Genomic DNA, 24,515 nt, shown 5'->3' with positions numbered 1-24,515 from the left:
ATCCGTTATCACCGCCAGTATTCCAGAATTCTCTGCTTCACCTCCTGCAGCCTTGGCTTGCCTACAGGAAGTCTGCTCCCGTCACGGAGTAAAATCTGCTGATTCTTCAAGGACATAATGTGCAGAACGTTGACCACATAGCTTCTGTCGATCTTGATAAAATAATCGCTTTCCCCAAGCTCCTCCAGCATTTCCGACAGGGTCTTCCTTACCCGGCTCTGTCCTCGCTTGTGAACAATCAGCACATACTTCTCTTCCTTTTTCAGATAGTAGATCTCTTGGTAGGGAATTCTTTCAAACTGATAGCCTCTTTCTACCTTATAATACTCGTCTTCCTCCTGGTCCATCTGCGCAGCCAGAGCTGCAAAAGCGGCCGGAAGCTTCTCTTCCAGCATACTTTTCGGAATGTAACGGTAAGCATTTACCTCAAAAGCTTCCACTGCATATTCAACATGATTCGTAATGTATATAATGACCGGGCCCCAGCATTCTTTCCGGATAAGCCTTGCAACCTCCAGCCCGGACATATCCGGCATCTCCACATCCAAGAGGTAGATATCATAATATTCTTTTTCCAACAAATCAGAGAGCACCTGACTGGCCTGGCTATACTTCTTGAATCGATACCGAACACCAAGGTTCTGCATACTCTGGGCTGTCAGTTCGCGGATCTGCTTTACATACTCGTCCTGATCATCCAATACTGCTATCTTAAGCATAAAATCTTCTTCAACTTTCCTCCCCTGTTTCAAGGGATAGATTTTATCTTTTTGTATGTTAATTTCTGTCTCGTAATCACTGGAATATTAAGGTAATTATAACACATCCCTCTCTATATTTGCGCATTTGTCCTTTAATTGATTGTTTTTGACCTCGAATTTCCACCATATCCTTCACTCAAAACCATTTTGTCGCGCTTTACAAACACTTTATTTTTATACTGCAAGCAAACGGCGACAAAGAGAAAAAGAAGGCTTCAAAAAGCATTCTCCCTATGTAAACGTCAAAAGAGACCTGCCCCCGGCAGATCCCTTCTCCTTATCACTTACTCTGTTGTCCCACTTTAAGCTGCTGCGAATTTTGCGAGAACCCGATTGAAGCTGCCGTTATCTCCATGGCACCGGACCGTCAGCACGCGGCTCAGATCCAGGCTCAGAACACCCAGTATAGACTTTGCATCAATCAGAACCCGGTTGTAGGAGACATCCACATCAAAATCACACTGGCTTGCTCCGTTTACAAATTCCTTTACATCTTCCGTGGCATTTAACCGAATCTTTCTTTCCTGCATTTTTCATCACTCCTCAAACTTAAAATCAGATAACAATAGTTGTTTCAATGGAGGTATTATGACAGCAAGGGCTTCATTTGTCAATCCTGCCTGTCTTTCCTGCCTCTCACCCCTATTTTCTCCCTTTTTATGAAAAATATACAATTTGGCCGGTTTTCGTTCTCTGACTTTTTTACAGTTTCAAAAATGCAGAACTTCCTCTTTCCGGATCTGATTGAAAATATTTGAAAAAAATCAAAATTGTTCCTGACTATTTTTTCTCTGGAAAAACAGCTTTTTCTCTGGAAATTAAGCCAAATATTTCCTAATGCTGTGCCGCTCTCTTGGCAAGCAGGCTAATCCAGCGATTCAATCAGTATCAAAACGCCGGATTCCATATGAATCCGGGCCTCCTCCTCCAGTATCTCATTGCTGACCCCAAGGCCCGCGCTCTCTGTACTGGAAAACGTATAGTTATGCAGGGGATACTGAAAGCCCGTCAGCTCCACCCCTTCTACAACCGAAGTCAGCGGAACAAGCGATACAAAACGGCCGTACTGCTCCTCCCTTCTGATCACGGTATCTTCCTCTATCAGACGAATCCGGTTATTGGGATCCACCATCACACAGTCCGCTCCCCTTTTCTTTGCCAGCATCATACTCTGAATATTGCCCAGCACATGATCCAGACGGCTCCCGGTGCCTCCCAGAATCTCAATCCGGGCGCTTCCAAGCTCCAGGGCCAGTTCAATGGCTATCTGGGTGTCCGTAGAATCCTTCACCGGATTGAAACGGCGGATCTCGATTCCCTCCTGCTTCCGGTAATAAGCTTCCAGTCCGGGATCTGCCGAATCAAAATCCCCCACCACATGGGTCGGACGGATTCCATGCTCATATAAAAACTTAAGCCCCCGATCCACCCCAATTACCCAGTCATATTTTCTATTTTTGCAATAAGAAAGGGCAAAATCCGGATCGATCCTGCCCCCGCTTACAATCAAAGCCCTCATGCATTTAAAACCTCTAAAAAGTCTTTTACATTCTGCTCCACATCGCCGCTAAAGACAGCAGAGCCCGCCACAATCACATTGGCTCCGGCCTCCAGAACCTTCTTCACATTGCTGAGCTTGATTCCGCCGTCTACCTCAATGTCAATATTCAGTCCCCTGTCTGTTATCATTTTCCGCAGATCACGAATCTTCTTTGTACAGCTTTCAATGTACTTCTGTCCGCCAAAGCCCGGATTCACAGTCATAAGAAGAACCATATCCAAATCCTCCAGAATATACTCAAGGGCCGTCAGAGGCGTAGAGGGATTCAGAACCACGCCGGCCTTTACTCCCTGCTCCTTGATAGACGCAACAGTACGGTTCAGATGCGGACATGCCTCTGCATGGACTGTAATAATATCTGCCCCGGCTGCGGCAAACTCTGCAATATACAGATCCGGATTACAGATCATAAGGTGCACGTCAAAGACCATATCCGTCAGCTTCCGGATAGACTGAATCACCGGAAAGCCCAGCGAAAGGCTGGGCACAAAGGCTCCGTCCATCACATCAATATGCAGATACTGGGCTCCCGACCGTTCTGCTTTTTTTACATCCTCTCCCAGCGCGGCAAAATTGGCCGAAAGAATCGACGGTGCAAGCTTGTTCATCGCTAATACCTCCTTTTATCCTTTAGCTCCTGGTACAGGCATTTGTAATTATCATACCGCACCTGGCTGATTTTCTTCTCTGCAAGGGCTTCTTTCACCCTGCAGTCCGGCTCATGGATATGTACGCAGCCTTGAAACCGGCAATAAGGCTCATACTCCGCAAATTCCGGAAAGTATTCCCTCAAATCCTCTTTTTCAATCTCCGGCAGATAAATGGAACTGAAGCCGGGCGTATCACAGATATAGCTGTCCCCGTCCAGAGCGAACAGCTCCGAATGCCGGGTGGTATGCCGCCCTCTCTCAATCTTCCGGCTGATGTCTCCTGTCTCCATGGCCGCCTCCGGCTGGAGAAGGTTGATCAGTGAGGACTTCCCCACACCGGAAGGCCCTGCCACTGCCGTTGTCTTTCCCTTTAAAAAGCCTCTGAGCTCCTCCATGCCGCTTTGTTCCAGCGCACTGGTAAAATGCACCTGACAGCCGCTTTCCTCGTATATCTGCTTGAAAAGCCCCAGCTCGCCCTCCGCTGCCATATCCTGCTTATTGAAACAGATAATCACCGGCACCTTCTGGTACTGCATCAGAATCAAAAAGCGATCCAGAAGATTAAAATTGGGCTTCGGCTTCGCCGCCGCAAAAATCACCAGCGCCTGATCCATATTGGCCACGGCGGGCCGGGTAAGGGCGTTCATTCTGGGAAGAAGCTCCTCGATATTCCCGGTTTTCTCCTCCTTGCTGATGACTGCCAGTCGGACATTGTCGCCCACCAGGGGCTTCACCTTCTGATTCCGGAAGATCCCCTTTGCTTTACATTCATAGATGCCGGATTCTGCTGTGTGGACATAGTAGAATCCGGCAATTCCCTTTATAATTTTTCCCTGCATAGGCCGCCGCTACGTTGTCTCGGGTGTATTTGTACTATCCGGATTTGCTGGCTGTGTATCCGCCGGCGGCGTCACGGGTGCGGGAGGCGTAAAGCCTGTTTTTCCACAGGTAGTACATTTTCCGCTTGCATCTATATTGGAATGGGCGCAAGGGCCGCTGCTGAGCACCACATTGATGGTTGTTCCCAGATTCTGTGTTCCAGAGGGACTGCAGGAAATAATCTTATCCTTCGCAATGGAATCGCTATACTCATAAGAGCGGCTTCCCACAATAAATCCCCTGGCTGTAATCTCACTCAAATCGGCTCCTGCTCCCGGTACGGAAGCTGTCTTTACCGGTTCCGGCCCAAGGCTCACTACCACGTTCACCGTGCTTCCAACCGTCACCGTACTTCCGTTGCCCGGCGAATAAGAAATCACATTCCCCTTGGGCACACTGTCATGGTACTGCTCTGACCGGGATACTTTCAGTCCCTTGCCTGTGAGATAATTGGTCACTGCATTTTCACTGCTTCCGTCCCGTTCCGCATTTCCGATATAGATCTCTTTTACCTCTTTCCCCTTACTTACCTCATAGCTGACAGCCGTTCCCTTCGGCACCTTTGTGCCTTCCTGGATGCTCTGGGAGATAATGTGTCCTTCCTCTACCGTATCACTGTAAGCGGAACGCGCCGTCCCCGATTCCAGGCCTTCACTCTTAAGCTTCGCCTTGGCCTCGGCCTCGGTAAGCCCTTTAATCTTCGGGACCTTCACTTCCTCTTCCTTCTCTTCCTTGCCCTTGCTTACAACCACGCGGATCACGCTGCCCCGCTTCTCCTTGCTCTCTGCCTTAGGCGTGGTGGAAATGACGTTTCCCTCAGCCGTATTTTCGTCAAAGGCCTCTGTCACGTCTACCGTAAAGCCCATATCCTCCAGAGCCTTCACTGCCCGCTCCTTCGTCTGGCCGATCACATCAGGCACTGTAAGCTCCTCTCCGTCTCCGCAGATATCCACAATAACCGTCGTGTTCGCCTCAACCTTTGTCCCGGCTTTCTCGCTCTGTCCGATAATCTGTCCCGGCTCATAGTCGGAAGAAGCTCTCGTCTCTCCAAGCTGGATTCCAAGTCCCAGGCCGTTCAAGGCTTCCTTGGCCTCGGAATAGCTCTTGCCCAAAAGATCCGGCACCTCTGCCTCTTCCCCTTCCTTGTCCTTTTCCCCGTCCAGCACATCCTCGATCTCAGGCTCCTTGTCATCCTTCGGCTTTGTACCTGTTTTGCCAAAGATGAAAATCTTCCCTATGATAAAGAAAATAATAATGATAATAATGACTGCCGCCGCAATGCCGCCGATGGTCATAATTTTTTCCAGCTTCGGGTCTAAAACGCCTCCGTCGTCATCGTCATCCTCGTCCTCATCGTATTCGCCGTCATCGTAATCATCATCGTCGTAATCGTCATCATCGTAATCGTCATCGTCATAGTCATCATAGTCATCGTCGTCGTAATCGCCGTCCTCAAAGAGCTCTTCATCATCCTCCCCGAAGTCCTCCGGATAAGCGTGCTTCGCTCCTCGTCCAAGAGAAATCCTCCCGGTCTCCTGCTTGATCTTGCTGATGTCATCCCTGGTTATGGCAACGGTTTTTGCCCCGTCCGGAAGAATCTCCTTCACAAAATTCACATCCGGCGTAACCAAAGACTGCTTTAAGTCTGCCGTCAGATCAGCCACGCTGGCATACCGGCGATCCGGGCTCTTCTCCGTACATTTCAGAATAATATGCTCCAGGCTCACGGGAATATCCGAGGCATAGACCCTGGGAGATACGATATCCTCCTGGAGATGCTTCACTGCAACCACGACCGTGGTCTCCCCGTCAAAGGGAACGCGTCCCGTAACCATCTCATACATCACAATGCCCAGGGAATAAATATCGCTCTTGGCATCGCTGTAGCCGCCTCTGGCCTGCTCCGGGGAGGTATAGTGCACGGAACCCATGGCATCGGAAGTATTGGTGTTGGAGGAAACCGACTTTGCGATTCCGAAATCCGTCACCTTCACCTTGCCTTCCCTGGAAATAATGATGTTCTGAGGCTTAATATCCCGATGTACAATCTGATTGTTATGTGCAAGCTCCAGCCCGGCTCCCATCTGAATGGCAATGCTGGTAGCCTCCTTCACCGTCAGCCTTCCCTTCTTTTCAATGTAAGTCTTAAGGGTAATGCCTTCCACCAGCTCCATAACAATGTAGTTGATATTCTGCTCATCCCCTACGTCGTACACATTTACAATATTGGGATGGGCCAGGCCGGCTGCTGCCTGGGCTTCCTCTTTGAACTTGCGGACAAAATTCTTGTCCTCCACAAATTCATCCTTCAGAACCTTCACTGCCACAAAACGGTTCAGCTTATGATCCTTGCCCTTAAAAACCTCTGCCATACCGCCGGAACCGATTTTCTGCAGAATCTCATAACGGTCTCCCAAAAACATACCTAATCTAATCATCTTATCACCTCATCCCGTTCTACCAGCACGACTGCAATATTATCTCTCCCGCCGTTCTGGTTCGCTGTATCCACCAGTTCCTGTGCACAGGACCGAAGATCCTTTCTCCTTTTCAGAATCTCCATAATCTGAGCATCCTCTACCATATTGCTCAGGCCGTCAGAGCACAGCAGCAGGCATTCCCCCGGCTCCAGATACGTATCAAAAAAGTCTGGTTCCGCCTGTCCTGATGCGCCGATAGCTCTGGTTATAATATTCTTTTCCGGATGATTCCTTGCTTCCTCTCTTGTAATCTCTCCCAGACGCACCATCTCTTCTACCAGAGAGTGATCCGTCGTAATCTGTTCCATGGTATCCCCCGCCTTGTAAAGACGGCTGTCGCCGATATTGGCCGCATAAACCCGGTTCTCTATCACTGTAACCGCAACCAGGGTCGTCCCCATGCCCTTATAGGCTCTGGACTCCCGGGCCTTTTCCAGCAGCTTCTGGTTCGCATACTGAAATGCACTTTTAAAAATCTGTAGGGGAATTTTCCGCATACTTTTTTCGACTGCTTCCCGAATCCGGAAAACTGTATACTCCGAGGCCAGATCGCCTGCTTTGTGACCGCCCATTCCATCCGCCACAAGGAAGAGATTGGGTAAATTACCGACCGGTTTTTCTGAAATAAAAATGTAATCCTGGTTTGTGTCCCGACATCGGCCCACATCCTTCATTCCATATGCCCTAAGCAAATCATTCTCCTCCTTTCAAATATTTTCTGCGAAGCTGTCCGCAGGCGCCGTCTATATCACGGCCCATCTCTCTCCTAAGTGTAGCATTAATCCCGCATTTTTCAAGATTTTTTTTGAAATTGTCTATAATTTTTTCCCCTGGCTGCACAAAATCACGCTCTGTGACAGGATTTACCGGGATCAGATTGACATGGGCATGAAGGGGGCCTGCCAGGGCTGCAAGAGCCTTTGCGTCCTCTCTGCTGTCGTTCACTCCCTGCACCAGGCTGTACTCAAAGGTCAGCCTCCTGCCTGTCTTTTGAAAATAATAACCGCAGGCATCCAGAACCTCTTTCAGCTCATAACGGTTTGCTATGGGCATCAGCTCCCGCCTTTTCTCCTGGGTGACGGCGTGAAGGGACAGAGCCAGCGTCACGGACAGCTCCTCCTCTGCCAGGGCCCGTATCCCCGGCACAATGCCGCAGGTGGATACCGTGATGCTTCTCTGGCTGATATTCAGCCCTTTTTCATGGGACAAAAGCCGGATAAACCGCACCAGATTGTCATAATTATCCAGAGGCTCTCCCGTGCCCATGACAACCACATTGGATACCCGCTCACCGCAGTCCTGCTGTATCCGGTATATCTGCTCCAACATCTCCGAAGGCCGCAGGTTCCGCTTAAGCCCTCCGATGGCGGAGGCGCAGAAACGGCAGCCCATCCGGCAGCCGGCCTGGGAAGAAATGCAGACGGAATTTCCATGGCGATACCGCATCAGTACGCTCTCAATCACATGGCCGTCCGGCAGACGGAACAAGTACTTACAGGTGCCGTCCAGTTTTGATCTCTGTATTTCTACGATCTCCAAAGTAACGTATTCATATTCCTTTTCCAGCCATTCCCGAAAAGCTTTTGGCAGATTGCTCATCCTGGAGATGTCCTCTGCCAGCTTTTCATGCATCCACTGATAGACCTGATCTGCACGGAAGGCTTTCTCTCCCCGGCCTTGAAACTCCTCCCAAAGCTCCGTCAAGGTCAGGGACTTTATGTCTGTCTGTTCCATTGTATTCGATTCCTTCAACCGCTTTTCACGAAACTATCCCGCTTTTTTTCTGAATTTTGCAATGAAAAACCCGTCGCAGCCGTGAACTCCCGGCAAAAGCTGGAGCATTCCCCCGTCTCCCGCCGCACTGACAAGCTCGGCTGGAAGGCAGTCCTTAAGGGGTACCGCCTCAAAAGGAAAATGCTCCAGAAACCAGGCTGCATTTTTCTCGTTTTCTCCCGGATTGATGGTGCAGGTACTGTAAATCAGTGTTCCCCCCGGCTTTACATAAGCCTGCACGATCCCAAGAATCCTTCTTTGAAGCCCGGCCAGGTCTTCCTGCTGCTCTCTGGTCATCCGGTATTTCAGATCCGTCTTTTTCCCCAGCACTCCAAGGCCGGAGCAGGGCAGATCGGCTAAAACCAGATCGGCAGTCTCCACAGATTCTTCATGGAGGACGCAGGCATCCCACTGGCGGATAATCAGGTTCCCGGCTCCTAAGCGTTCCCCGTTTTCCCGAATGAGCTCTGTCTTATATTCCGTCAGATCCCGGGCCTCCACTCTGCCTGTGCCCCCAAGCTTTTCTGCCAGATGAAAGCTCTTTCCTCCGGGAGCTGCGCACACATCGATGCATACGTCTCCCTCCCTGGGCTTTGCCGCTTCCACTGCAAGCATGGAGCTCACATCCTGAACCTGGAACAGCCCTTCCCGAAATTCCGGAATTGCCCCCAGGTAATTATATTGCTCTATCCGCAGGGCATACTCAGGCCAGGCGGCCTTTGAAACCGCAATTCCCTGGCTTTCCAGACGGTCTTTCAGCTCCTTGGGACTTACCTTTGCCAGGTTCGTGCGGATAGAGAGAGGCTCCTTTTCCAGAAAGGCCTTCAAAATCTGCTCCGTTGTATCCGGCCCATACCAAGCCAGCCAGTCCTCCACAATCCACTCCGGCATGGAATACATCACTGACAGGTAAGCACGCTTATCCGCAGGATCCGGATAAGATACCTGGGACAGATTCCTTGCAATGGCGCGCAGAACGCCGTTCACGAAACCCTTAAGATTCCGAAAGCTCTTTTTCCCAGCCAGCTTTACGGCCTCATTGCAGACCGCAGAAGCCGGAACGCCGTCCATAAATTTTAACTGGTAAACGGACATCCTGAGAAGATTGCGGATGACCGGCTTCATCTTATTGACCCGGACACTGGAAAACTGGTTGATGATATAATCCAGGTGGAGCATCCATTCCAGGGTTCCTTCCGTCAGACGGGTCAGAAAAGCCCTCTCCTGCTTGCCCAGATACTGGTATTTCTCCAGCACATTCCGGATGGCAATGTGGCTGTACTCCTCCTGCCTGGTTACCTCCATCAAAATCCCAAGGGCCAGCTCCCTGCAGTCCGGTCCCTCAGTCACGGCTTCTTCCTCCAAACAATATCAAAAGCCTGAGAAGCGATAAGATGGAGGCCGCTGCTGCCGCCACATAAGTCATAGCCGCTGCGCTCAAGACTTTTCTTGTCTGCTTCACTTCCTCCTCATAGAGGATTCCCGAATCTCCCAGAATCCGGATGGCCCGGGCGGAAGCGTCGAACTCCACCGGCAGGGTGACAAGCTGAAACAGCACGCCCAGGGAAAACAGCAGAATTCCCAGATTAATCAAAAAAGAAGAGCTCCCCAGGAAAAGTCCCGCCAGAATAATGGGCCAGGCTGCCTGGGTTCCGATATTTGCCACGGGCACCAGGGAATTGCGGATCCGCAGAGGCGCATAGGAATGATCGTCCTGGATGGCATGGCCGCACTCATGGGCCGCCACGCCGATGGCCGCCACCGAAGCGGAACCATAGACGGAATCCGACAGACGCAGCACCTTGGTTCTGGGATCGTAGTGATCGGTGAGACTGCCTGCAATGTGCTCAATGCGCACCTCGTAAAGGCCCGCTGATTTCAAAATCCGATCTGCCGCCTGGGCCCCGGTCATACCGGAACGGCTGCGCACCTTGCTGTACTTTGCATAAGTCCCCTTAACCTTTCCAGATGCAATCAGCGAAATCGCCAATCCAATCAGCACAAGAATATATGTGGGGTCAAAATAGTAACCATATCCGTAATAAGGCATGTTTTATCTCCTTTCCTGGCATTTTTCCTTATTGGAAAATGCTTCCTTCCTCCAGCCGGTATCCTCTTAGGAATGCCGCTGTATCCATACGTTTCTTTCCCTGCAGCTGAAGCTCATTGATTTTAAGAAGCCCCTGTCCGCAGGCCACATAGACAGCATCCTTTGTAACCCTCACTATCTCCCCTAAGGCTCTTCCCGCCTGTTCCTCCTCACATACATCTGCGTCCCAGATCTTTACGGTCTTGCCGGAAAGCCTGGTGTAGGCGCTGGGCCAGGGATTCAATCCCCGTATCAGACGCTCCAGCTCTGCTGCCGGTCTGGCCCAATCCAGTTCCCCCATTTCCTTTGTCAGCATCCGGGCGTAATCGGTAGGCGGTTCCCCCTGCTTTTCCGGCTTAAGCTCTCCTGCCTCCAGCTTTTCAAGAGCCGTCACGCAGAGGGAAGCTCCCAATGCGCTCAGCTTGTCAAACAGGCTTCCTCCGGTCTCCTTGGGCTCAAGGGGGATAGAAGCCTTCAGCAGCATATCCCCTGTGTCCAGTCCCTCATCCATCTGCATAATGGTAATGCCGCTTTCCTCTTCCCCGTCAATGACTGCCCACTGGATGGGAGCCGCGCCCCGGTACTTCGGAAGCAGAGAGCCGTGGACATTGATGCAGCCATACCGCTTCATTTCCAAAACAGCCTTGGGAATCAGCTGGCCGAAAGCCGCTGCCACAATCACGTCCGCCTCGGTATCACGAAGCCTCTCCACCGCATCCTCCCGGCGGATCCTTGCCGGCTGATAAACAGGAAGCTTGTGTGCCAGGGCCGCCGCCTTTACCGGCGTGGGAACCAGCTCATGGCCCCTGCCTTTTGGCCGGTCCGGCTGGGAGACAACCAGAGTAATCTCATGTCCGGCTTTCACCAGAGCTTCCAGCGTCCCCACGGCGAAATCCGGCGTTCCCATAAAAATTATTTTCATACCCTTTACTCCTCGTCTTCCGGCTCCACATCATAGAGCTCGCCTTCTACCTTATCCACGTAAACGATGCCTTCCAGATGATCCAGCTCATGGCAGATGGCTCTTGCCAGATAGCCGTCTGCCTCCACTACGTAATGCTCCATATTTTCATTCCATGCTTCTGCTTTCACAAAGGCGGGCCGGAGCACCTCTCCCGCTTTTCCGGGAACGCTTAAGCAGCCCTCGCTTCCTTCCTGCGTATCCCTGGTCTCCAGAATTCTGGGATTGACCATGGTGTAGGGAGTTCCGTCCACATCTATCACAACGATGCGTTTTAAAATTCCCACCTGGGGCGCCGCCAGGCCCACTCCTTCCGCTTCATACATGGTATCATACATGTCCTCAACAAGCTCCTTCAGCTTGGCAGTCATTTCCGGAACCTCCCTGCACTTTTTACGCAGAATCTCGTCCCCTAACTGCCGTATTTTTCTGATTGCCATTTCCTAATCCTCCTATTTTAAATCGCTGCGCGATGGCACTAAAGGGCAAAGTCCCTTCGGCGCACTGGTATGAAACGCTATAATATTTTAAAATCCATTCATGGGATTCATATCAAACTGTATATTCAGCTGCTGCAGCTCTTCTCTCTGCTGCACAACGGCCTCCAATTCTCCTTTGAGCTTTGTAAGCTCCTTCAATTCCCTTCCTTTTAGATAAACCACCTTCCGGTAGATGTCTTTTACCTTTGCCACATAGGCGTCCGCAGGGCCGATGATCTGTACGGCCTTCTCTCCTGCCAGCTTCCCAAGTATCTCTTTCAGGCTTCCCGCTCTTTCCTCCAGAGCTTCTTTTTCTCCATGGGAGAGATAGACTGCCAGAAGATATGCTGTGGGCGGATATTCCATCAGCCGGCGGTAAGCAAGCTCTTTTTCAAAAAACAATTCATAATCCTGGGCCGCCGCAGTCTCAATGCTGTAATGCCCCGGGCTGTAGGTCTGAATCACCGCAGTCCCCTCTTCCCTACCCCTCCCAGCCCGGCCTGCCGACTGGGTCAACAGCTGAAACGTCCGCTCAGACGCCCGGTAATCGCTGGTATAGAGAGACAAATCTGCTGCCAGAACCCCCACCAGCGTCACTGCCGGAAAATCATGGCCTTTTACAATCATCTGTGTTCCTACCAGAACATCTGCCCTTCCCTCGGAAAATGCTTCCAGAATCTTTTCGTGGCCATCCTTATTCTTGGTTGTATCCATGTCCATCCGCAGAACCCTTGCCTTGGGAAATTCTCTCTGCACAACCTCCGCCACCTGCTGGGTTCCTGCCCGGAAAGCCCCGATGTAAGGGGAGCCGCAGGAGGGGCACGCTTTCTCTGCCTGCTCTTCGTAGCCGCAGTAATGGCAGATCATGCGTCCTCCTGTATGGAGGGACAAAGACACATCACAATGGGGACATTTTAACACATGTCCGCAGGCTCTGCAAGAAACAAAGCCCGCGTAACCTCTCCGATTTAAAAACAGCATGATTTGCTGGCCTTTATTTAAACGCTCTTCCATTAATTGTCTGAGCTTCCGGCTTAAAATGGAGCGGTTGCCTTCCTTTAATTCCTGCCTGAGATCTACAATCTCCACCGAAGGCAGGGTCTGTCCGAAAATCCGCTGCTTCAGTTTATATAAACAGTATGTTCCATTCTGTGCGTTATCATAAGATTCCACCGAGGGCGTGGCCGAACCAAGAACCACAATGGCATCCGCCATCCGCGCCCGTTCAACAGCCGTCTCTCTGGCATGATACCGCGGCGCCGTCTCGCTCTTATAGCTGGCCTCGTGCTCCTCGTCAATTACAATCATTCCCAGATTCCGAAAAGGCGTAAACAGCGCAGATCTGGGGCCAATCATAACCTTTACCTCTCCGCGTTTCGCCCGTTCAAACTGATCGTACCGTTCTCCGGCAGACAGCCGGGAATTGATAATGGAAACCTGATCCCCGAAACGCTTATAAAATCGAAGAGCTGTCTGAAAGGTCAGCGCAATCTCGGGGATCAGCACAATGGCTTCCCTGCCCTGCTCCAGAACCTTTCCGATCAGTTCCAGATAAACGGCTGTTTTTCCGCTGCCTGTAACTCCGTGAATCAGGGAGGGGCGCTTGTCTCCCTCTGCCAGACGTTTCTGAATATCATCTACGATCTCCTGCTGCTGCTGTGTCAGATCAAAGGGATGAGGGCAAAGCTCGGATCTTTTGACCGGATTGCGGAACATCGTCTCTGTCTCCACCTTCAGAATCCCCATTTCCTCCAGCTTTTTTATGGTAGGGGCCGTCAGATGAAGCTGCTCTGCCGCCAGGCGGTAATCAAGCTGCGGCGTATCCATCAAGGCTGCCAGCAGGCGCAGCCTGGCTGTCTGGTGCTTTTGTTCAAAGAGCTTCAGGTAAGTCTGTGCTTCCTCCAGGGAGATCGTACGCACCAGCCTCTTTCTCGTCTTTTCCTGTACCTTTTTCCGAACCGGAAGCACTGTCTTTAATGCTTGATTCATAGTCGCCCCGTAGGTGCCGCGCATCCACTGGGCCAGGGAAATCATCTGCCCCTCCAGGGAAACTCCCTTTTTCGAAATCTCCTTAATCTCCTTTGTCCGCAAAGGATCAAATTCACAGACATCCGTCAGCTCTACTACATAGCCTGTGAGGGTGCGCGCCCCGTTTCCAAAAGGGACAACCACCTGCATCCCCACGGCAAGTACTCCTTTCAGTTCCTCGGGAATCCGGTACTGAAAGGTTTTATCCAATTTTTCCATGGAAATATCTACAATCACATTGGCATAACGGGCCACAATCCACCTCTTTCTGCCATATCCATACTGCCTATCTCTTTTCTTCCTGTGCCAGCTCCTCCAATACCTCCCGGATCAGCACCCGTTCATCCATGGGATACTTCACGCCCCGTATCTCCTGGTAATCCTCATGGCCCTTGCCGGCCAGTACAATAACGTCCCCCGGACGGCCATGCTCAATCACATAGCGGATGGCTTCCTTCCTATCTATAATCTCTACATAAGCGCCGCTGGTCTTTTCGATTCCTGTTTTTATATCGTCTATAATCGCCTGGGGCTCCTCAAACCTGGGATTGTCGGAGGTGATTACCGTCAGATCCGCCAGACGGCCTGACACCTCTCCCATCTCAAAACGCCGCAGCCTGGAACGGTTGCCGCCGCAGCCGAACAGGCACACCAGGCGCTTTGGATTATATTCTTTTAAAGTAGTAAGAATGCTTTCCAGGCTCATGGCATTGTGAGCATAATCTATCATCAAGGTAAATTCATCGGATACTTCGATTTTCTCAATCCTGCCCTTTGTCTTTGCAGCCTTTAAAGCTTCCAGCATATCCTCTTTTGAAATATCAAAATGGCGGCACACTGCAATGGCTACCAGGGAATTGTACACGCTGAATTTTCCGGGAAGATCGATTTCCACCGGGAAGTCAGCCAGACCCTCCGCCTGGTAGGCCGCGCCCAGATATCCCGGGCGGCTGATAAGCTTCATTTGGGAGGCGCGCAAATCGGCCTCTTGGGAAAATCCGTAGGTTTCTAGCCGGCAGGTATGGCCTTCCAGCACTTTCTCAAAGTATGCATCGTCGATATTTGCAATTCCAGCTTTACACTGGCGGAAGAGGCGGCTTTTGCACTCCAGATATTCCTCAAAGCTCTCATGCTCTCCCGGCCCGATATGATCCGGGGCAAGGTTTGTAAAGATGCCCAGGTCAAACTCTATTCCGGCCGTCCGGTGAAGCTTCAGTCCCTGGGAAGATACCTCCATCACAACTACCTTGCAGCCTGCCGCGATCATCTGGGCAAAGTCCTCTTGAATGGCATAGGATTCCGGTGTTGTATTGTCCGCCGGAATATGGCGGTCTCCGATAATCGTCTCTATGGTTCCGATAAGGCCTGTGGAGATTCCTGCATGCTCCAGTATCGAACGTATCATAAAGGCGGTTGTGGTCTTTCCCTTGGTTCCCGTGATTCCGATGACTTTCAGTTTTTTCGCCGGATAGTCGAAATACGCTTCTGAAATAAGGGCAAGGGCATACCGGGTATCCTTAACCCGGACGACCGTGATCCCTTCCGGCACCTCTACCGGGCGCTCGGCCACGATTACAACTGCACCGGCATCGGCTGCCTGGGCTGCTGCGTCATGGCTGTCAAAGGCCATGCCTTTTATGCATACAAAAAGACATTCCTTCGTGACCTTTGCTGTATTGTAGACAAGATCGTTTACATTGATGTCTATGCTTCCTTTTATGACCTCGTAGTCCAGATCTTTTAGCAATTCCCTTACTGCACGCATATTTCAGCCTCCTATTAAAAGTCCCGTAATATTCCTCAAAGTACACCCATATGAAATCAATTTTCAGCCACCCTTACTCCCCTATCACTAAATCATACGCAGTCTCAAAGCTTTCTCCCGGCTCAAGACTCTGTATGTCGAATTTATCCTTTAATTCTCCTGTGAAACCGCTGTTGTCACATCTGCCAATCCATGGTTCCAGGCAGATGAAGGGCGCCTGCTTTCCTACCGGAGACCAGATCCCCACGCTTAAAGCATCCGGGCAGCGCATGGTTACCAGGCGTGTCCCGTCGGCTTCTTCCAGGCTTACCTGCTTCACCTGGCCGTGATCAAAAATCAACGCATCCCGATCAAAGGTATGTTCGTCCACCTGGTATGCTCCTTGAACTAAATTCAAGGTTTCCGGATGTTCCACGTCCACTCCTGCCGTTTCCAAATCAATGGCCACGCGGCTTAAAGATTCTTTCCCCTCAAACACCACACGGCTTCCCGCATTTTGGCTCACACAAAAGCCCGGATGGCCGCCAATGGAAAAATACATCCGCTTCTCTCCCGGATTATTTACCTTCCATTCTACTGTTACACAGTTTCCCTCCAGTTTATGCACGATTTCCAATTCAAAATCAAAGGGATACACTTTACGGCTCTCCTCATCAGACACAAGGCGGTGCCGGATGGTACTTCCGTCGGCATCCAGGAAAAGAAATTCGCGGTCTCTGGCAAAGCCGTGCTGCCCCATAGGGTATCTCTGCCCTTCATAGGTGTAAAAGCCTCCCGTCACCTTTCCCACAAAGGGAAACAGCACCGGCGCATGACGGTTCCAATATGCCGGATCTGCCGTCCAGACTGCTTCCCTGCCCGTCTTCTTATCGAAAATACTGCAAAGCTCTGCTCCGTGATCACTGACACAAACCTTTAATTGTTCGTTTTCTACTATGCGTATTGCAGACACTTGTCTTATCCTCCCTGTGTTTATTCTGCTTAATCCTTGAACAAGACAAGAGCGCCAGATGTGCCCCGAACTGTTCTTTGCTAGTATACCACACTCTGTACTTTTTTTCCAATCCTTCCATGGTATTTTCGTTTGTCTTAAGGACATTTTAATTTTTGTGCAATTTTTTTAGCATTCTTTTAGAAAATGGACATACTTTGAACACATTTGGATATTATAATAAATGCAGATAGTTGATTTAAACATCACTATCTCCCCCCTCATAAGAAAGGAAAAAGCGCCTGGTTCCCCCGGGCGCTTTTTTCTTTCTAAATTTTGATCTTGATTTCTGGATTTCTTGTGTTATAATAGGAACATACGCAGATATAGTTCATTGGTAGAACACCAGCTTCCCAAGCTGGGGAGGCGGGTTCGATTCCCGTTATCTGCTGTCGCAAAAGCACCGTATTTGCGGTGCTTTTGCATTTCCATGACAAATTCCGTGACAAATTTTGTTTCCATATTGGAATATACATTTGGGAACACTTTCCGCAAATATTCTATCTAATCACCAACCCCCACTTCAAGTGGGGGTTTGAAAAACGCCCCCAAGGGCTCTGTTGCTGCTCGCCTGAAAGGCGGGTATCGCAAGCTTATACTACTTGCCTCCGCTAAAAAGCGGCTCCCTCACTTTCTTCTTTTTGGGACTCTTCTGACTGATCCCGGATATATTTTTTTATGGCATCCTCTGTTACATTTCCTACCGTTGCTACATAATACCCTCTTGCCCAAAATGCTTTATTCCATTTGCTTTGTTGCTCCGGATGCCTGTCATATATCATTAGCGTACTCTTCCCCTTTAGGTATCCCATAAAATTTGAAACACTTAGCTTTGGCGGAATACTTACGCATATGTGTACATGGTCGGCACACACTGCTCCTTCTATTATTTCTACTCCCTTGTATCTGCATAATGTACTTATTATTTCTCGTACATCGAGCTTCAACTGACCGAATAATTTCTTTTTTCGGTATTTAGGTATAAATACAATATGGTACTGGCATTTCCATCTTGTATGTGATAAACTTTTACTGTCCATTTGGACCGCCTCCTATTCTTGAGATTGGCTTGCGACACCTTTCTCATATTAGCATAGGAGGCTTTTTTAAGGTATCCTCTTTGCTACGGCTTACTCTATTCTCCCCAGCATAGCTGGGGGATTGGTGTTTTCATTCAACCCATTCAAAATATTATTTATGTCCGTCAAAACAATCCTGATTCCTCTTTTATTTAGCCTGATTACCTTTCTCACAATACCATTTATTTCTGCTGACAGTTCATCATTTATCTTAACAGGCACAGTATTGTTTTCAATCATATACTGACAGTCAATATATTCTTCACTCACTGGACATACATTCTGTATTAAAAAAGCTCTGTACTTTCCATTTACATATCCAAATCGTAAACCATCATATTCCTTATATCTCTTTTTCTTCTCCTCATATAATGCCTTATATTTTTCCGTTTTAGATGATATAGGCACCATCCAAAAATATCCATCCATCTCAAAACAATAGAAACAAGGTCTCCCATGCACTCCTGCCTCATCACTATCCTTATTTCCCATTAATCCACATTTGGGAAACCTCTTATAATACTCATCTTTGATAAAATAAAAATTACCCGTATTCAAAATATCTCCTATGTACAAAAAATGCTCCGCTAAGCAGCGGAGCACAAATATTTGTATCCCAGCCATTTATTAGTCGCTCGCTGGGTAGCGAAAAATATTTGTATCTGCACCTTTTCTATAAATGCCGATATGCAGTTCCGGCAGAATAGTAAGAGGTTCAACTGAACTTCTTACTTATATTATACTCATTTTCTGATAAATATCTACTGGCATTTTATACAAAAACCAGACAAAATCCCCAAAACGTATAAGTTCTGGGGATTGAAATCCATATTTGATACTCCGTTTTCCTATCTCTTGGATAGTTCCAAATGCCTAAAATACGGCATTTTCAAGCAATTTGTCAGTTACGTGTCAGTTATCCAAACCCACTCATACACTCTCGCATTGCCTTGATTGTACCACATGACCGTCTTTGCGTCTCCACTTATGGGATTTTATAACTGCTCAAACTGTACATGTTCAGACTGTCCGGACAGATAAACGTCATCAATCGTCTGCACCATCTTCTTTCCCTGTACTGTATGAATCGCTTTCACATAATATGACTGCCCCCGTGATGCACGACCGCAAATATTTTCGTTCCCCCATTCTGCCGAACGTCTCAAATTGAGTGTTCCGTCGCAAATCACCGTCACTCTCATTGTTCCCTGCGGAATGATTGTCTCGCTTTCCTCCGGCTCTGTATTTGCCCCATTTCCGGCGTTTTCGGTCTCCGGTGTACTCTTTTCCGGCTCTGCCCCGTTCTGCCCGTCTGTGGCGGTCTCTGCGCCCTCTCCGGTGGCTTTCTGCGCCGTCTCTGCGTCCACCGTTCCGACCGGATGACCGCTTTTATCAAACGCCGGAACACTGCCGTCCGGATTTGTTTTCAATGCCCCCTCCGGAACATTGTCGGTCAGCCCTCCGACGACCTTTCCGTTTTCATCCCATACCACGAACGCCTCGTCCTTTGCTGCTGCCCGCAACGCCCCCTCGATGGTCTTGTATTCCTTGCACTCCTCTTTCTTGAACTCCGTTCCCTTGCCTAAATAATATAACATGAATCCGTCCTCCTTATTTCTTTTTCAGATATTTGCTTGAGCAAAATCCCGTGATTCCCTTATAGACCACATAGAGCCATTTCACGCCGGAAACGTCCGTATAATACCCATAACACTGAACCTTTTCCCCGTGCTGCATCTTTTCAATCTCCGTCTTGCCCGTTCCTGCCCCTGCCCGCAGAGACAAAAAGTCCGACGCTGTGACCTCATACGTTCCGGTGAGGCTCTTATCCTTGCCCTGGGCAGCGTCAACCTTTGTGACGACCGTTGCCCCGTTTGATGCGGTCTGCTCCGTCGTTGTTGCCTTTGCCCCCGTCGTCACGTTCGTTGCGGTATGGCAGGAATCATTGAGCAGGATGTCGCCCTCAAGCAGATACGCATCGCCTGTCAGATATTTGCTTTCTGTCAATACCTCGAACCCCGCAGCCTTTAAAGCTGCCCGCAGATTTCCGGTATAACAATAAATGCTCACATCTTTCAGCTTTTGGATTCCCAAACGATAACCCGCAGCCTTTACGATTGCAGCCACGCCGGAACTGCAATCAGCCTCGCAAGCGACCGTGATTCCTGCGGGGTCGTAACCGCTCGCTTTCAAATGCTGCCAAAAGGTATACCGTTCACTTTGGTCATATCCGATTTTATTGTTCTTTGCTGCTGCCGTCGCCATATCCGAAATCATTTTCCGGACTTTCGCATCCGGATGACGGAGAACGCATTTCCACTGGCGGTTATTCCACTTAATCAACGCCCATTCCCCTCCGGTCTGGTCTCCCGCTTTCCCGCCCTTGTATCTGTTATTTTCATCATGTCCGCAGTTTGAAATCATTTCATCCCCTCCGTTTCTCCATTGCCGAAATCACCCTCCGGTTTTCCGTTCACAAGTTCCTGCATCGCCTTGTTGCTTTCAAGCATCCCTTTCATTTTCTCAAGTGCCTCGTCAACCATCATGCTGAACATTTCAAAAGAGATCACCTGTGCAAGCCATGTGAACCTTGCCACGAACATGTCGTATACATACCGCAGTTTGATTTGACCCGTACCACCTCCCAGTTCCTTTTCTGCTTTCGTGACCGCATAGAGCAGCCATTCCCTCACCTTTTTCAACTGCTTGTCGGTCGGCATTTTCACGAAAGTATATACCGCATACCCTCCCGCTGCTGCCACCGCTGCAAATGCCACAAGCACAAACCAGTTCTCCGTGATGAATTTCATTGTCATTCCTCCTCACATTGCTCCGGCTCGTTCTCATGTTGTATTTCTGATTCTCTGTCTGACCTCTTTCTTGTTACCGTCTTAACGGATTTTATGAGTGCCATTGCCCCGCCCTCGACTGAAAGAAATCTGAATACATTTTCAATCAGCGTGGACGGCTCTGACCCTGTTCTCACAAACACAAATATCATCACGACTGTAAAGATAAAAGCTGCAAGAATCATCGCAATCACAACACGATTCATGAACTGACCGGAGACCTTTTCTTTCTTTTCCGCTGCCCGCAATGCCATCCGCTCCATCTTTTTCCGATGCCGGATGTATCTGCGACGCTCGCTCTTGGTCATCCTCATTTTTGTTCCTCCAAACGTGCCGTTGATTCCTGCCTGTTTCCCGCCCTCCTGTTATTGGTCGGATTTTGCCCCGTCCAGTCTCTTGTGATAACTTTTCAATGACTGCTCCACCGCCACGACCCTTTCACGGAGGTTCTGCACCTCTGCGTTGGTCTCACGGTAATCACGTTTGATGTCCTTGACATCGTCCGCAATATTCTCAAGTTTTGTCATCAAAAGCGTGTGTGTTGATGCCCTGTCCTCCGTCTCCTGCTCCGTGTCTTTCCGTTCATTCCTGTTCTTTGAGGAAATGCCGAAAAAGATTGCAGCAGCAACAGAGATTCCGGACAACAAAAGTGAGATTTCAACCGTCAACGTCTACTCCTTTCCGAACGCCTCAACGTCGTCGGTGTCAACGATTCTCCGCAAATGATACTCCATGACATCCAGTTCCCTTTCTGCCCCGTCCACCATCTGACGGAGTTCCTCTTTGACCGCCTCCTCGACCTTTGAGCGTTCAATGGTTTCCTGCTGTTTCCTCACGATTTCAGACAATCCGGTCGTTATGCCACATAACCGTGAGATTATTTCAAGCGTTGTCATGCGCCCTCACCGTCCGGATATTCCTCTCCGGTGATGTAGGCATATTCCTCCGCTGAAATACTTCCTTTCTGCACACGTTCGGCGACCTGTGCTTTTGTCAGCTTTTCGCCGACATACAACCGTTTGATGCTTTCCGCAAGTATTCTCATTAGATGATTCCCTCCTCAATCAACTGCATTGTGTACTCGTCGATGACCGCCCCTTTCTGAAACTCCGTGACGGATGCGACGATTCCCTGCGTGTTCTCTGCGACGACCTGCTGCATGAGTGCCATCTGATGATATTCCTCAATCGTCAACTCCCGCTCCTCCCGCAGCCATCCGGTCACTTTTGTTCCGTCCGGTTCTGCCCTTGTCTCCCGTTTTATGTTCCGTCTCTGATACACCGTTGTCGGCGACTGCTGCGTGTCGAACTCCTCCGGTCTCTCCGTCTCCGTTCCGAACACTTCTCTCCATTCTTTCACGTTTCTTTTTCTCCTCTCTTTTTGAGTGTTTGCTTACTATCTTTTTTAACTTCTTTACGTTCACATGTGGCTTGACCCGCTGCAAATACATTTGATAGGTGTCCGTATGTGTGAGATAGCCCATATATGACAGGATAGCCGTTGCGTCATACCATGTGATGACATCTTTCTTTGACACCCTGTTCACTTTCCTTGTGCAGCTTAACATGATGGATTCCCTCAAGATTGTCCTGTCCTTGTGGAACTCGAACCCCATGAAATCAAGCGGTCGCCCTTTCACCTTTCCGGTTTTCCGCTCGACGTACTCGAACCGGAACACCTGCCAGTTTCCTTTCATTTCAAGGTTGAACCTATCCCGCAGAAACAGGGCGATTGACTGCTGCATCCGGTGTAATTCTTTTTTATTCCTCCCGAACACGACCATATCATCCATGTACCGGATATAATGCACCGCACGGAGTTCCTCTTTTATGTAATGGTCAAGAGGCTGCAACATGAAATTTGCAAGCCACTGTGACGTGTAGAACCCCAACGGCAAACCCTTGACATCTTTCTGGTCATCCCCTGCGGGATTCCCCGCCCCGTCTATAATCAGATTGAGGATGTGCAACATCCTTTTGTCTCTGATTTTCTTTGCAAGCCATTCTTTCAATACGCCGTGGTCAACGCTCTCGAAAAAGTGCCGAATATCCATCTTGAGGATATATTTGCAGTTCTTCCCGTCTGTCTTTATCCACTTTTCGATGTACTTCTTTCCGTAGTGTGCGCCCCTGTGCGGAACGCTCCCGCATGAAAACTCATACATCCCCTGCATGAATATTTCATAACAGGCAGATACCACAATATGATGAACGACCTGCTCATAATTGTATCGTGGCTTTTCAATATCCCTTGCCTTTTTCGTCGTTCCCTCGTTGATTCTGACTTTCCCGTGGTTCGTCGGTTTCCATGCCCGTTCCGGACAGGGTACGTTGTACCCCTCCGGTGCGGTATTGGATAACTGCTCGATGACCACATTGACGTGTGTTTGAATGTTGTCCGGATTCAATATCGCAGCGACATCCGGTCGGTTGCTTTTCCCCCGTGCTGCCGTGTGAAATTTCTTCTCAACATTGCCATGCTCTAACATGGGCTTATACAGGTTATTGACGGACTTTTTACCCATCTTTCTTATCACCTCAAGGACTTTCTGTCTGAACTTACTCGCCCCTGCCTGCATCGGTACAATTTCCACTGGTTAGGCGTATTTCAACGCCCTGCGGTGTAGGGAAACGGTGTGCTTTTGGTTATACGCTCCGTCATTGATAAGATTGGCTCGCCACGATGTTCGTGTTCACGTTCGTCGCAGGGTTGTTCACATTCCAGTACGACAAACCGCACTTCGACCCGTTGCCACGGTTGCCACCGAACAGGGCAAGGACGCACACCGAATCCCCTGTCACGTCGGGTCATCGGCTTTTGATTCATGACGGAGATTTTATCACAAAAATTTTCGTTTGTGCGTAAAATGCGCCGTGTTTCCACTATCGTGGAAATCCTAAAATCTCTGGAACACTCGGAGGGCAAGCCCTCCGAACCTCCCTTTGCGGGGGGATGGCTCCCCCCGTTCCCCCCTGCTGCTTACGCAGCTTGCACAGGTGGTTTACAAGAAAGGCTCGCCACGATGTGCGTGATCACGTCCCGCGCAGGGCTGTCCACAGCCCAGCACGACAAACCGCACCTCGACCCGTTGCCACGGGCGCCACCGAACAGGGCAACAGCGACAATCGCATTGTTGAACCAACACCCGTCACATTCGTATGTGGTCTCACTTCCGGACACAACGGTCGGAATCCTGCCGATGTCTGACGCAAGTTCCATCCGTGAGATATATCCTCCGGATGTACCGCCCACGGTCATTCCCGTGTTGATGTACCCCGTTCCCACTGAATTGTAGGGAGGAACGGGCTTGATGTGGTACACGCCGTTAATCAGCAGCAGCCCCCGCAGCCGTTTCCAGTAATTCCCGAAAAAGTTCTCGCAATAGAACACTTTAACCGCTGCCGTCGTGGATGTGCTGCCGAAAAACTGTCCTTTCCCGTTGAGCGTTCCCGTTTGGAGGAAAGTGTCTGAACTGCTGCACCCATTCCCGAATTTTGTTTGTGAGTTTGTGCTGCATGAAATCATGGTACACATTTCATACATGAGACTGATTTCCGAAAACGATAATTTATCCCATCGGTCGCCGTTCTGCTGCGCTGCCGTGGTTTCCTGTGCGTCCGTCTGCGACGCTGTCGGTGTCTGACCGGACAGGGAACGCATCCGGTTATTGATGACCGCCCCCTCATACATCGGGAAATAAGTCACGGGCAGGATGTTCCCGTCTGCGTCCGTGTGGGCGTATGCCTTGTATGTGTCATCGTACTGCGTTTCGCAGAAAATCACATAATCATAATTTGCTATGGAATACCGCTTGACCCAAATCAGAGGGATTTCAGACATTGCGTTCCCTCCGTATGATGTCTTTGCAATATCGGACGCACCGCCTGTCAATTTCAATGCGTGGTTCTCATGGTTGAGTTCATAGTCCACCGTTCCGTCTGTCCGCAGCATGACGGGGCGGTTGTTCTTCACGAACCAAATGTCTCCCCAGTCTCCATAATCGAATCCGCCTCCGGAGTAGTTCATCCCCGCAGGTGTCATCCCTACCGCATCAAGGACATATTTCACACGGGTCGCCGGATTGCTGTCAAGGCGGTTGATTCTCATGCCGTATCTTTTCGGCTTTGCCTTTCCCGCCTCGATGATTTGATTTGTCTTTGAAAGAATCTC

At 49.7% G+C, this 24,515-nt stretch carries 27 protein-coding genes and 1 tRNA gene; 1 reads left to right on the top strand and 27 read right to left on the bottom strand.

Features of this window, described 5'->3' with window-relative positions:
• Positions 1-8: 8 nt before the first annotated feature.
• The 15 genes from VV089_RS23655 to VV089_RS23585 form a co-directional block, all read right to left on the bottom strand.
• Positions 9-719, bottom strand: a complete 711-nt coding sequence (locus tag VV089_RS23655) for a LytR/AlgR family response regulator transcription factor (protein WP_172542901.1) — start codon at positions 717-719, stop codon at positions 9-11.
• Positions 720-1,063: 344 nt separating this feature from the next.
• On the bottom strand, positions 1,064-1,291 hold the full coding sequence (locus tag VV089_RS23650) for an HPr family phosphocarrier protein (protein WP_172542900.1): 228 nt from the start codon (positions 1,289-1,291) through the stop codon (positions 1,064-1,066).
• A 335-nt stretch (positions 1,292-1,626) separates the two neighbouring features.
• Positions 1,627-2,280, bottom strand: a complete 654-nt coding sequence (locus VV089_RS23645) for a thiamine diphosphokinase (protein WP_172542899.1) — start codon at positions 2,278-2,280, stop codon at positions 1,627-1,629.
• Positions 2,277-2,930, bottom strand: coding sequence for a ribulose-phosphate 3-epimerase (rpe, locus tag VV089_RS23640; protein ID WP_334337647.1), 654 nt, complete (start codon positions 2,928-2,930; stop codon positions 2,277-2,279). The genes VV089_RS23645 and rpe overlap by 4 nt, the downstream gene beginning before the upstream one ends.
• 2 nt (positions 2,931-2,932) lie before the next feature.
• Entirely contained in the window at positions 2,933-3,811 is an 879-nt protein-coding gene (rsgA, locus tag VV089_RS23635; protein ID WP_172542897.1) for a ribosome small subunit-dependent GTPase A, read from the bottom strand.
• Between the two features lie 9 nt (positions 3,812-3,820).
• Entirely contained in the window at positions 3,821-6,289 is a 2,469-nt protein-coding gene (gene pknB / locus VV089_RS23630) for a Stk1 family PASTA domain-containing Ser/Thr kinase (RefSeq protein WP_334337646.1), read from the bottom strand.
• Positions 6,286-7,005 carry a Stp1/IreP family PP2C-type Ser/Thr phosphatase gene (locus tag VV089_RS23625; RefSeq protein WP_172542906.1) on the bottom strand — a complete coding sequence of 240 codons (720 nt, stop codon included), beginning with the start codon at positions 7,003-7,005 and terminating at the stop codon, positions 6,286-6,288. The genes pknB and VV089_RS23625 overlap by 4 nt, the downstream gene beginning before the upstream one ends.
• A gap of 19 nt (positions 7,006-7,024) precedes the next feature.
• Positions 7,025-8,065 (bottom strand): 23S rRNA (adenine(2503)-C(2))-methyltransferase RlmN, encoded by a 1,041-nt coding sequence (rlmN, locus tag VV089_RS23620; RefSeq protein ID WP_172542895.1) that lies wholly within the window; start codon positions 8,063-8,065, stop codon positions 7,025-7,027.
• Between the two features lie 33 nt (positions 8,066-8,098).
• Positions 8,099-9,454, bottom strand: a complete 1,356-nt coding sequence (gene rsmB, locus VV089_RS23615; protein WP_334337645.1) for a 16S rRNA (cytosine(967)-C(5))-methyltransferase RsmB — start codon at positions 9,452-9,454, stop codon at positions 8,099-8,101.
• Complete coding sequence (locus VV089_RS23610) at positions 9,447-10,154, bottom strand: zinc metallopeptidase (protein ID WP_172542893.1); 708 nt, start codon at positions 10,152-10,154, stop codon at positions 9,447-9,449. The genes rsmB and VV089_RS23610 overlap by 8 nt, the downstream gene beginning before the upstream one ends.
• Positions 10,155-10,182: 28 nt before the next feature.
• Positions 10,183-11,115 (bottom strand): methionyl-tRNA formyltransferase, encoded by a 933-nt coding sequence (fmt, locus tag VV089_RS23605; protein WP_334337644.1) that lies wholly within the window; start codon positions 11,113-11,115, stop codon positions 10,183-10,185.
• A 5-nt stretch (positions 11,116-11,120) separates the two neighbouring features.
• The gene (gene def, locus VV089_RS23600; protein WP_172542891.1) at positions 11,121-11,594 is read right to left on the bottom strand and encodes a peptide deformylase; all 474 of its coding nucleotides are present in this window, start codon (positions 11,592-11,594) and stop codon (positions 11,121-11,123) included.
• Between the two features lie 87 nt (positions 11,595-11,681).
• Positions 11,682-13,916 carry a replication restart helicase PriA gene (priA, locus tag VV089_RS23595; RefSeq protein ID WP_334337643.1) on the bottom strand — a complete coding sequence of 745 codons (2,235 nt, stop codon included), beginning with the start codon at positions 13,914-13,916 and terminating at the stop codon, positions 11,682-11,684.
• A 31-nt stretch (positions 13,917-13,947) separates the two neighbouring features.
• Positions 13,948-15,426, bottom strand: coding sequence for a UDP-N-acetylmuramoyl-L-alanyl-D-glutamate--2,6-diaminopimelate ligase (locus tag VV089_RS23590; protein WP_334337642.1), 1,479 nt, complete (start codon positions 15,424-15,426; stop codon positions 13,948-13,950).
• Positions 15,427-15,499: 73 nt separating this feature from the next.
• On the bottom strand, positions 15,500-16,378 hold the full coding sequence (locus tag VV089_RS23585) for an aldose 1-epimerase family protein (protein WP_334337641.1): 879 nt from the start codon (positions 16,376-16,378) through the stop codon (positions 15,500-15,502).
• A gap of 359 nt (positions 16,379-16,737) precedes the next feature.
• On the opposite strand from VV089_RS23585, the gene VV089_RS23580 reads away from it, so the two are divergent.
• Positions 16,738-16,808 (top strand) — tRNA-Gly (locus VV089_RS23580).
• Positions 16,809-17,028: 220 nt separating this feature from the next.
• Here VV089_RS23580 and tnpA read toward each other — a convergent pair.
• From tnpA to VV089_RS23520, 12 genes are all read right to left on the bottom strand, one after another.
• Positions 17,029-17,457 (bottom strand): IS200/IS605 family transposase, encoded by a 429-nt coding sequence (gene tnpA / locus VV089_RS23575; RefSeq protein ID WP_334337640.1) that lies wholly within the window; start codon positions 17,455-17,457, stop codon positions 17,029-17,031.
• A gap of 90 nt (positions 17,458-17,547) precedes the next feature.
• The gene (cptIN, locus tag VV089_RS23570; protein ID WP_334337639.1) at positions 17,548-18,054 is read right to left on the bottom strand and encodes a type III toxin-antitoxin system CptIN family toxin; all 507 of its coding nucleotides are present in this window, start codon (positions 18,052-18,054) and stop codon (positions 17,548-17,550) included.
• Between the two features lie 437 nt (positions 18,055-18,491).
• The gene (locus tag VV089_RS23565) at positions 18,492-19,094 is read right to left on the bottom strand and encodes a hypothetical protein (protein WP_334337638.1); all 603 of its coding nucleotides are present in this window, start codon (positions 19,092-19,094) and stop codon (positions 18,492-18,494) included.
• Positions 19,095-19,107: 13 nt separating this feature from the next.
• Complete coding sequence (locus VV089_RS23560; protein ID WP_172528639.1) at positions 19,108-19,920, bottom strand: SH3 domain-containing protein; 813 nt, start codon at positions 19,918-19,920, stop codon at positions 19,108-19,110.
• Positions 19,917-20,306: a hypothetical protein gene (locus VV089_RS23555; RefSeq protein ID WP_172528640.1), complete on the bottom strand. Its 390-nt coding sequence runs from the start codon at positions 20,304-20,306 to the stop codon at positions 19,917-19,919. Before VV089_RS23555 ends, VV089_RS23560 begins: the two co-directional genes overlap by 4 nt.
• A gap of 2 nt (positions 20,307-20,308) precedes the next feature.
• Complete coding sequence (locus tag VV089_RS23550; RefSeq protein ID WP_334337622.1) at positions 20,309-20,659, bottom strand: hypothetical protein; 351 nt, start codon at positions 20,657-20,659, stop codon at positions 20,309-20,311.
• Positions 20,660-20,710: 51 nt separating this feature from the next.
• Positions 20,711-21,013 carry a hypothetical protein gene (locus tag VV089_RS23545; RefSeq protein ID WP_160568800.1) on the bottom strand — a complete coding sequence of 101 codons (303 nt, stop codon included), beginning with the start codon at positions 21,011-21,013 and terminating at the stop codon, positions 20,711-20,713.
• Between the two features lie 3 nt (positions 21,014-21,016).
• On the bottom strand, positions 21,017-21,241 hold the full coding sequence (locus VV089_RS23540; RefSeq protein WP_172528641.1) for a hypothetical protein: 225 nt from the start codon (positions 21,239-21,241) through the stop codon (positions 21,017-21,019).
• Positions 21,238-21,390, bottom strand: a complete 153-nt coding sequence (locus tag VV089_RS23535; RefSeq protein ID WP_160568796.1) for an XkdX family protein — start codon at positions 21,388-21,390, stop codon at positions 21,238-21,240. The genes VV089_RS23540 and VV089_RS23535 overlap by 4 nt, the downstream gene beginning before the upstream one ends.
• Positions 21,390-21,539, bottom strand: coding sequence for a hypothetical protein (locus VV089_RS23530; protein WP_172528642.1), 150 nt, complete (start codon positions 21,537-21,539; stop codon positions 21,390-21,392). Before VV089_RS23530 ends, VV089_RS23535 begins: the two co-directional genes overlap by 1 nt.
• Positions 21,529-22,923: an RNA-directed DNA polymerase gene (locus VV089_RS23525; RefSeq protein ID WP_334337623.1), complete on the bottom strand. Its 1,395-nt coding sequence runs from the start codon at positions 22,921-22,923 to the stop codon at positions 21,529-21,531. Before VV089_RS23525 ends, VV089_RS23530 begins: the two co-directional genes overlap by 11 nt.
• Before the next feature lie 401 nt (positions 22,924-23,324).
• Positions 23,325-24,515, bottom strand: a 1,191-nt coding sequence (locus VV089_RS23520; RefSeq protein ID WP_334337637.1) for a hypothetical protein, incomplete at its 5' end; no start/stop codon positions are given.

This window comes from Candidatus Merdisoma sp. JLR.KK011, assembly GCF_036941125.1.
Taxonomy (GTDB): domain Bacteria; phylum Bacillota; class Clostridia; order Lachnospirales; family Lachnospiraceae; genus Laedolimicola.
The sequence above is the reverse complement of the archived record's forward strand: the minus strand, read 5'-3'. Positions and strand labels throughout refer to the sequence as shown.

Excerpts from the sequence above, each read along its gene's own strand:
- VV089_RS23655 (WP_172542901.1), bottom strand. The coding sequence starts at position 719 with ATGCTTAAGATAGCAGTATTGGATGATCAGGACGAGTATGTAAAGCAG.
- VV089_RS23650 (WP_172542900.1), bottom strand. The coding sequence starts at position 1,291 with ATGCAGGAAAGAAAGATTCGGTTAAATGCCACGGAAGATGTAAAGGAA.
- VV089_RS23645 (WP_172542899.1), bottom strand. The coding sequence starts at position 2,280 with ATGAGGGCTTTGATTGTAAGCGGGGGCAGGATCGATCCGGATTTTGCC.
- rpe (WP_334337647.1), bottom strand. The coding sequence starts at position 2,930 with ATGAACAAGCTTGCACCGTCGATTCTTTCGGCCAATTTTGCCGCGCTG.
- rsgA (WP_172542897.1), bottom strand. The coding sequence starts at position 3,811 with ATGCAGGGAAAAATTATAAAGGGAATTGCCGGATTCTACTATGTCCAC.
- pknB (WP_334337646.1), bottom strand. The coding sequence starts at position 6,289 with ATGATTAGATTAGGTATGTTTTTGGGAGACCGTTATGAGATTCTGCAG.
- VV089_RS23625 (WP_172542906.1), bottom strand. The coding sequence starts at position 7,005 with ATGAAGGATGTGGGCCGATGTCGGGACACAAACCAGGATTACATTTTT.
- rlmN (WP_172542895.1), bottom strand. The coding sequence starts at position 8,065 with ATGGAACAGACAGACATAAAGTCCCTGACCTTGACGGAGCTTTGGGAG.
- VV089_RS23610 (WP_172542893.1), bottom strand. The coding sequence starts at position 10,154 with ATGCCTTATTACGGATATGGTTACTATTTTGACCCCACATATATTCTT.
- fmt (WP_334337644.1), bottom strand. The coding sequence starts at position 11,115 with ATGAAAATAATTTTTATGGGAACGCCGGATTTCGCCGTGGGGACGCTG.
- def (WP_172542891.1), bottom strand. The coding sequence starts at position 11,594 with ATGGCAATCAGAAAAATACGGCAGTTAGGGGACGAGATTCTGCGTAAA.
- VV089_RS23590 (WP_334337642.1), bottom strand. The coding sequence starts at position 15,426 with ATGCGTGCAGTAAGGGAATTGCTAAAAGATCTGGACTACGAGGTCATA.
- tnpA (WP_334337640.1), bottom strand. The coding sequence starts at position 17,457 with ATGGACAGTAAAAGTTTATCACATACAAGATGGAAATGCCAGTACCAT.
- VV089_RS23565 (WP_334337638.1), bottom strand. The coding sequence starts at position 19,094 with ATGTTATATTATTTAGGCAAGGGAACGGAGTTCAAGAAAGAGGAGTGC.
- VV089_RS23560 (WP_172528639.1), bottom strand. The coding sequence starts at position 19,920 with ATGATTTCAAACTGCGGACATGATGAAAATAACAGATACAAGGGCGGG.
- VV089_RS23555 (WP_172528640.1), bottom strand. The coding sequence starts at position 20,306 with ATGAAATTCATCACGGAGAACTGGTTTGTGCTTGTGGCATTTGCAGCG.
- VV089_RS23550 (WP_334337622.1), bottom strand. The coding sequence starts at position 20,659 with ATGAGGATGACCAAGAGCGAGCGTCGCAGATACATCCGGCATCGGAAA.
- VV089_RS23540 (WP_172528641.1), bottom strand. The coding sequence starts at position 21,241 with ATGACAACGCTTGAAATAATCTCACGGTTATGTGGCATAACGACCGGA.
- VV089_RS23535 (WP_160568796.1), bottom strand. The coding sequence starts at position 21,390 with ATGAGAATACTTGCGGAAAGCATCAAACGGTTGTATGTCGGCGAAAAG.
- VV089_RS23525 (WP_334337623.1), bottom strand. The coding sequence starts at position 22,923 with ATGCAGGCAGGGGCGAGTAAGTTCAGACAGAAAGTCCTTGAGGTGATA.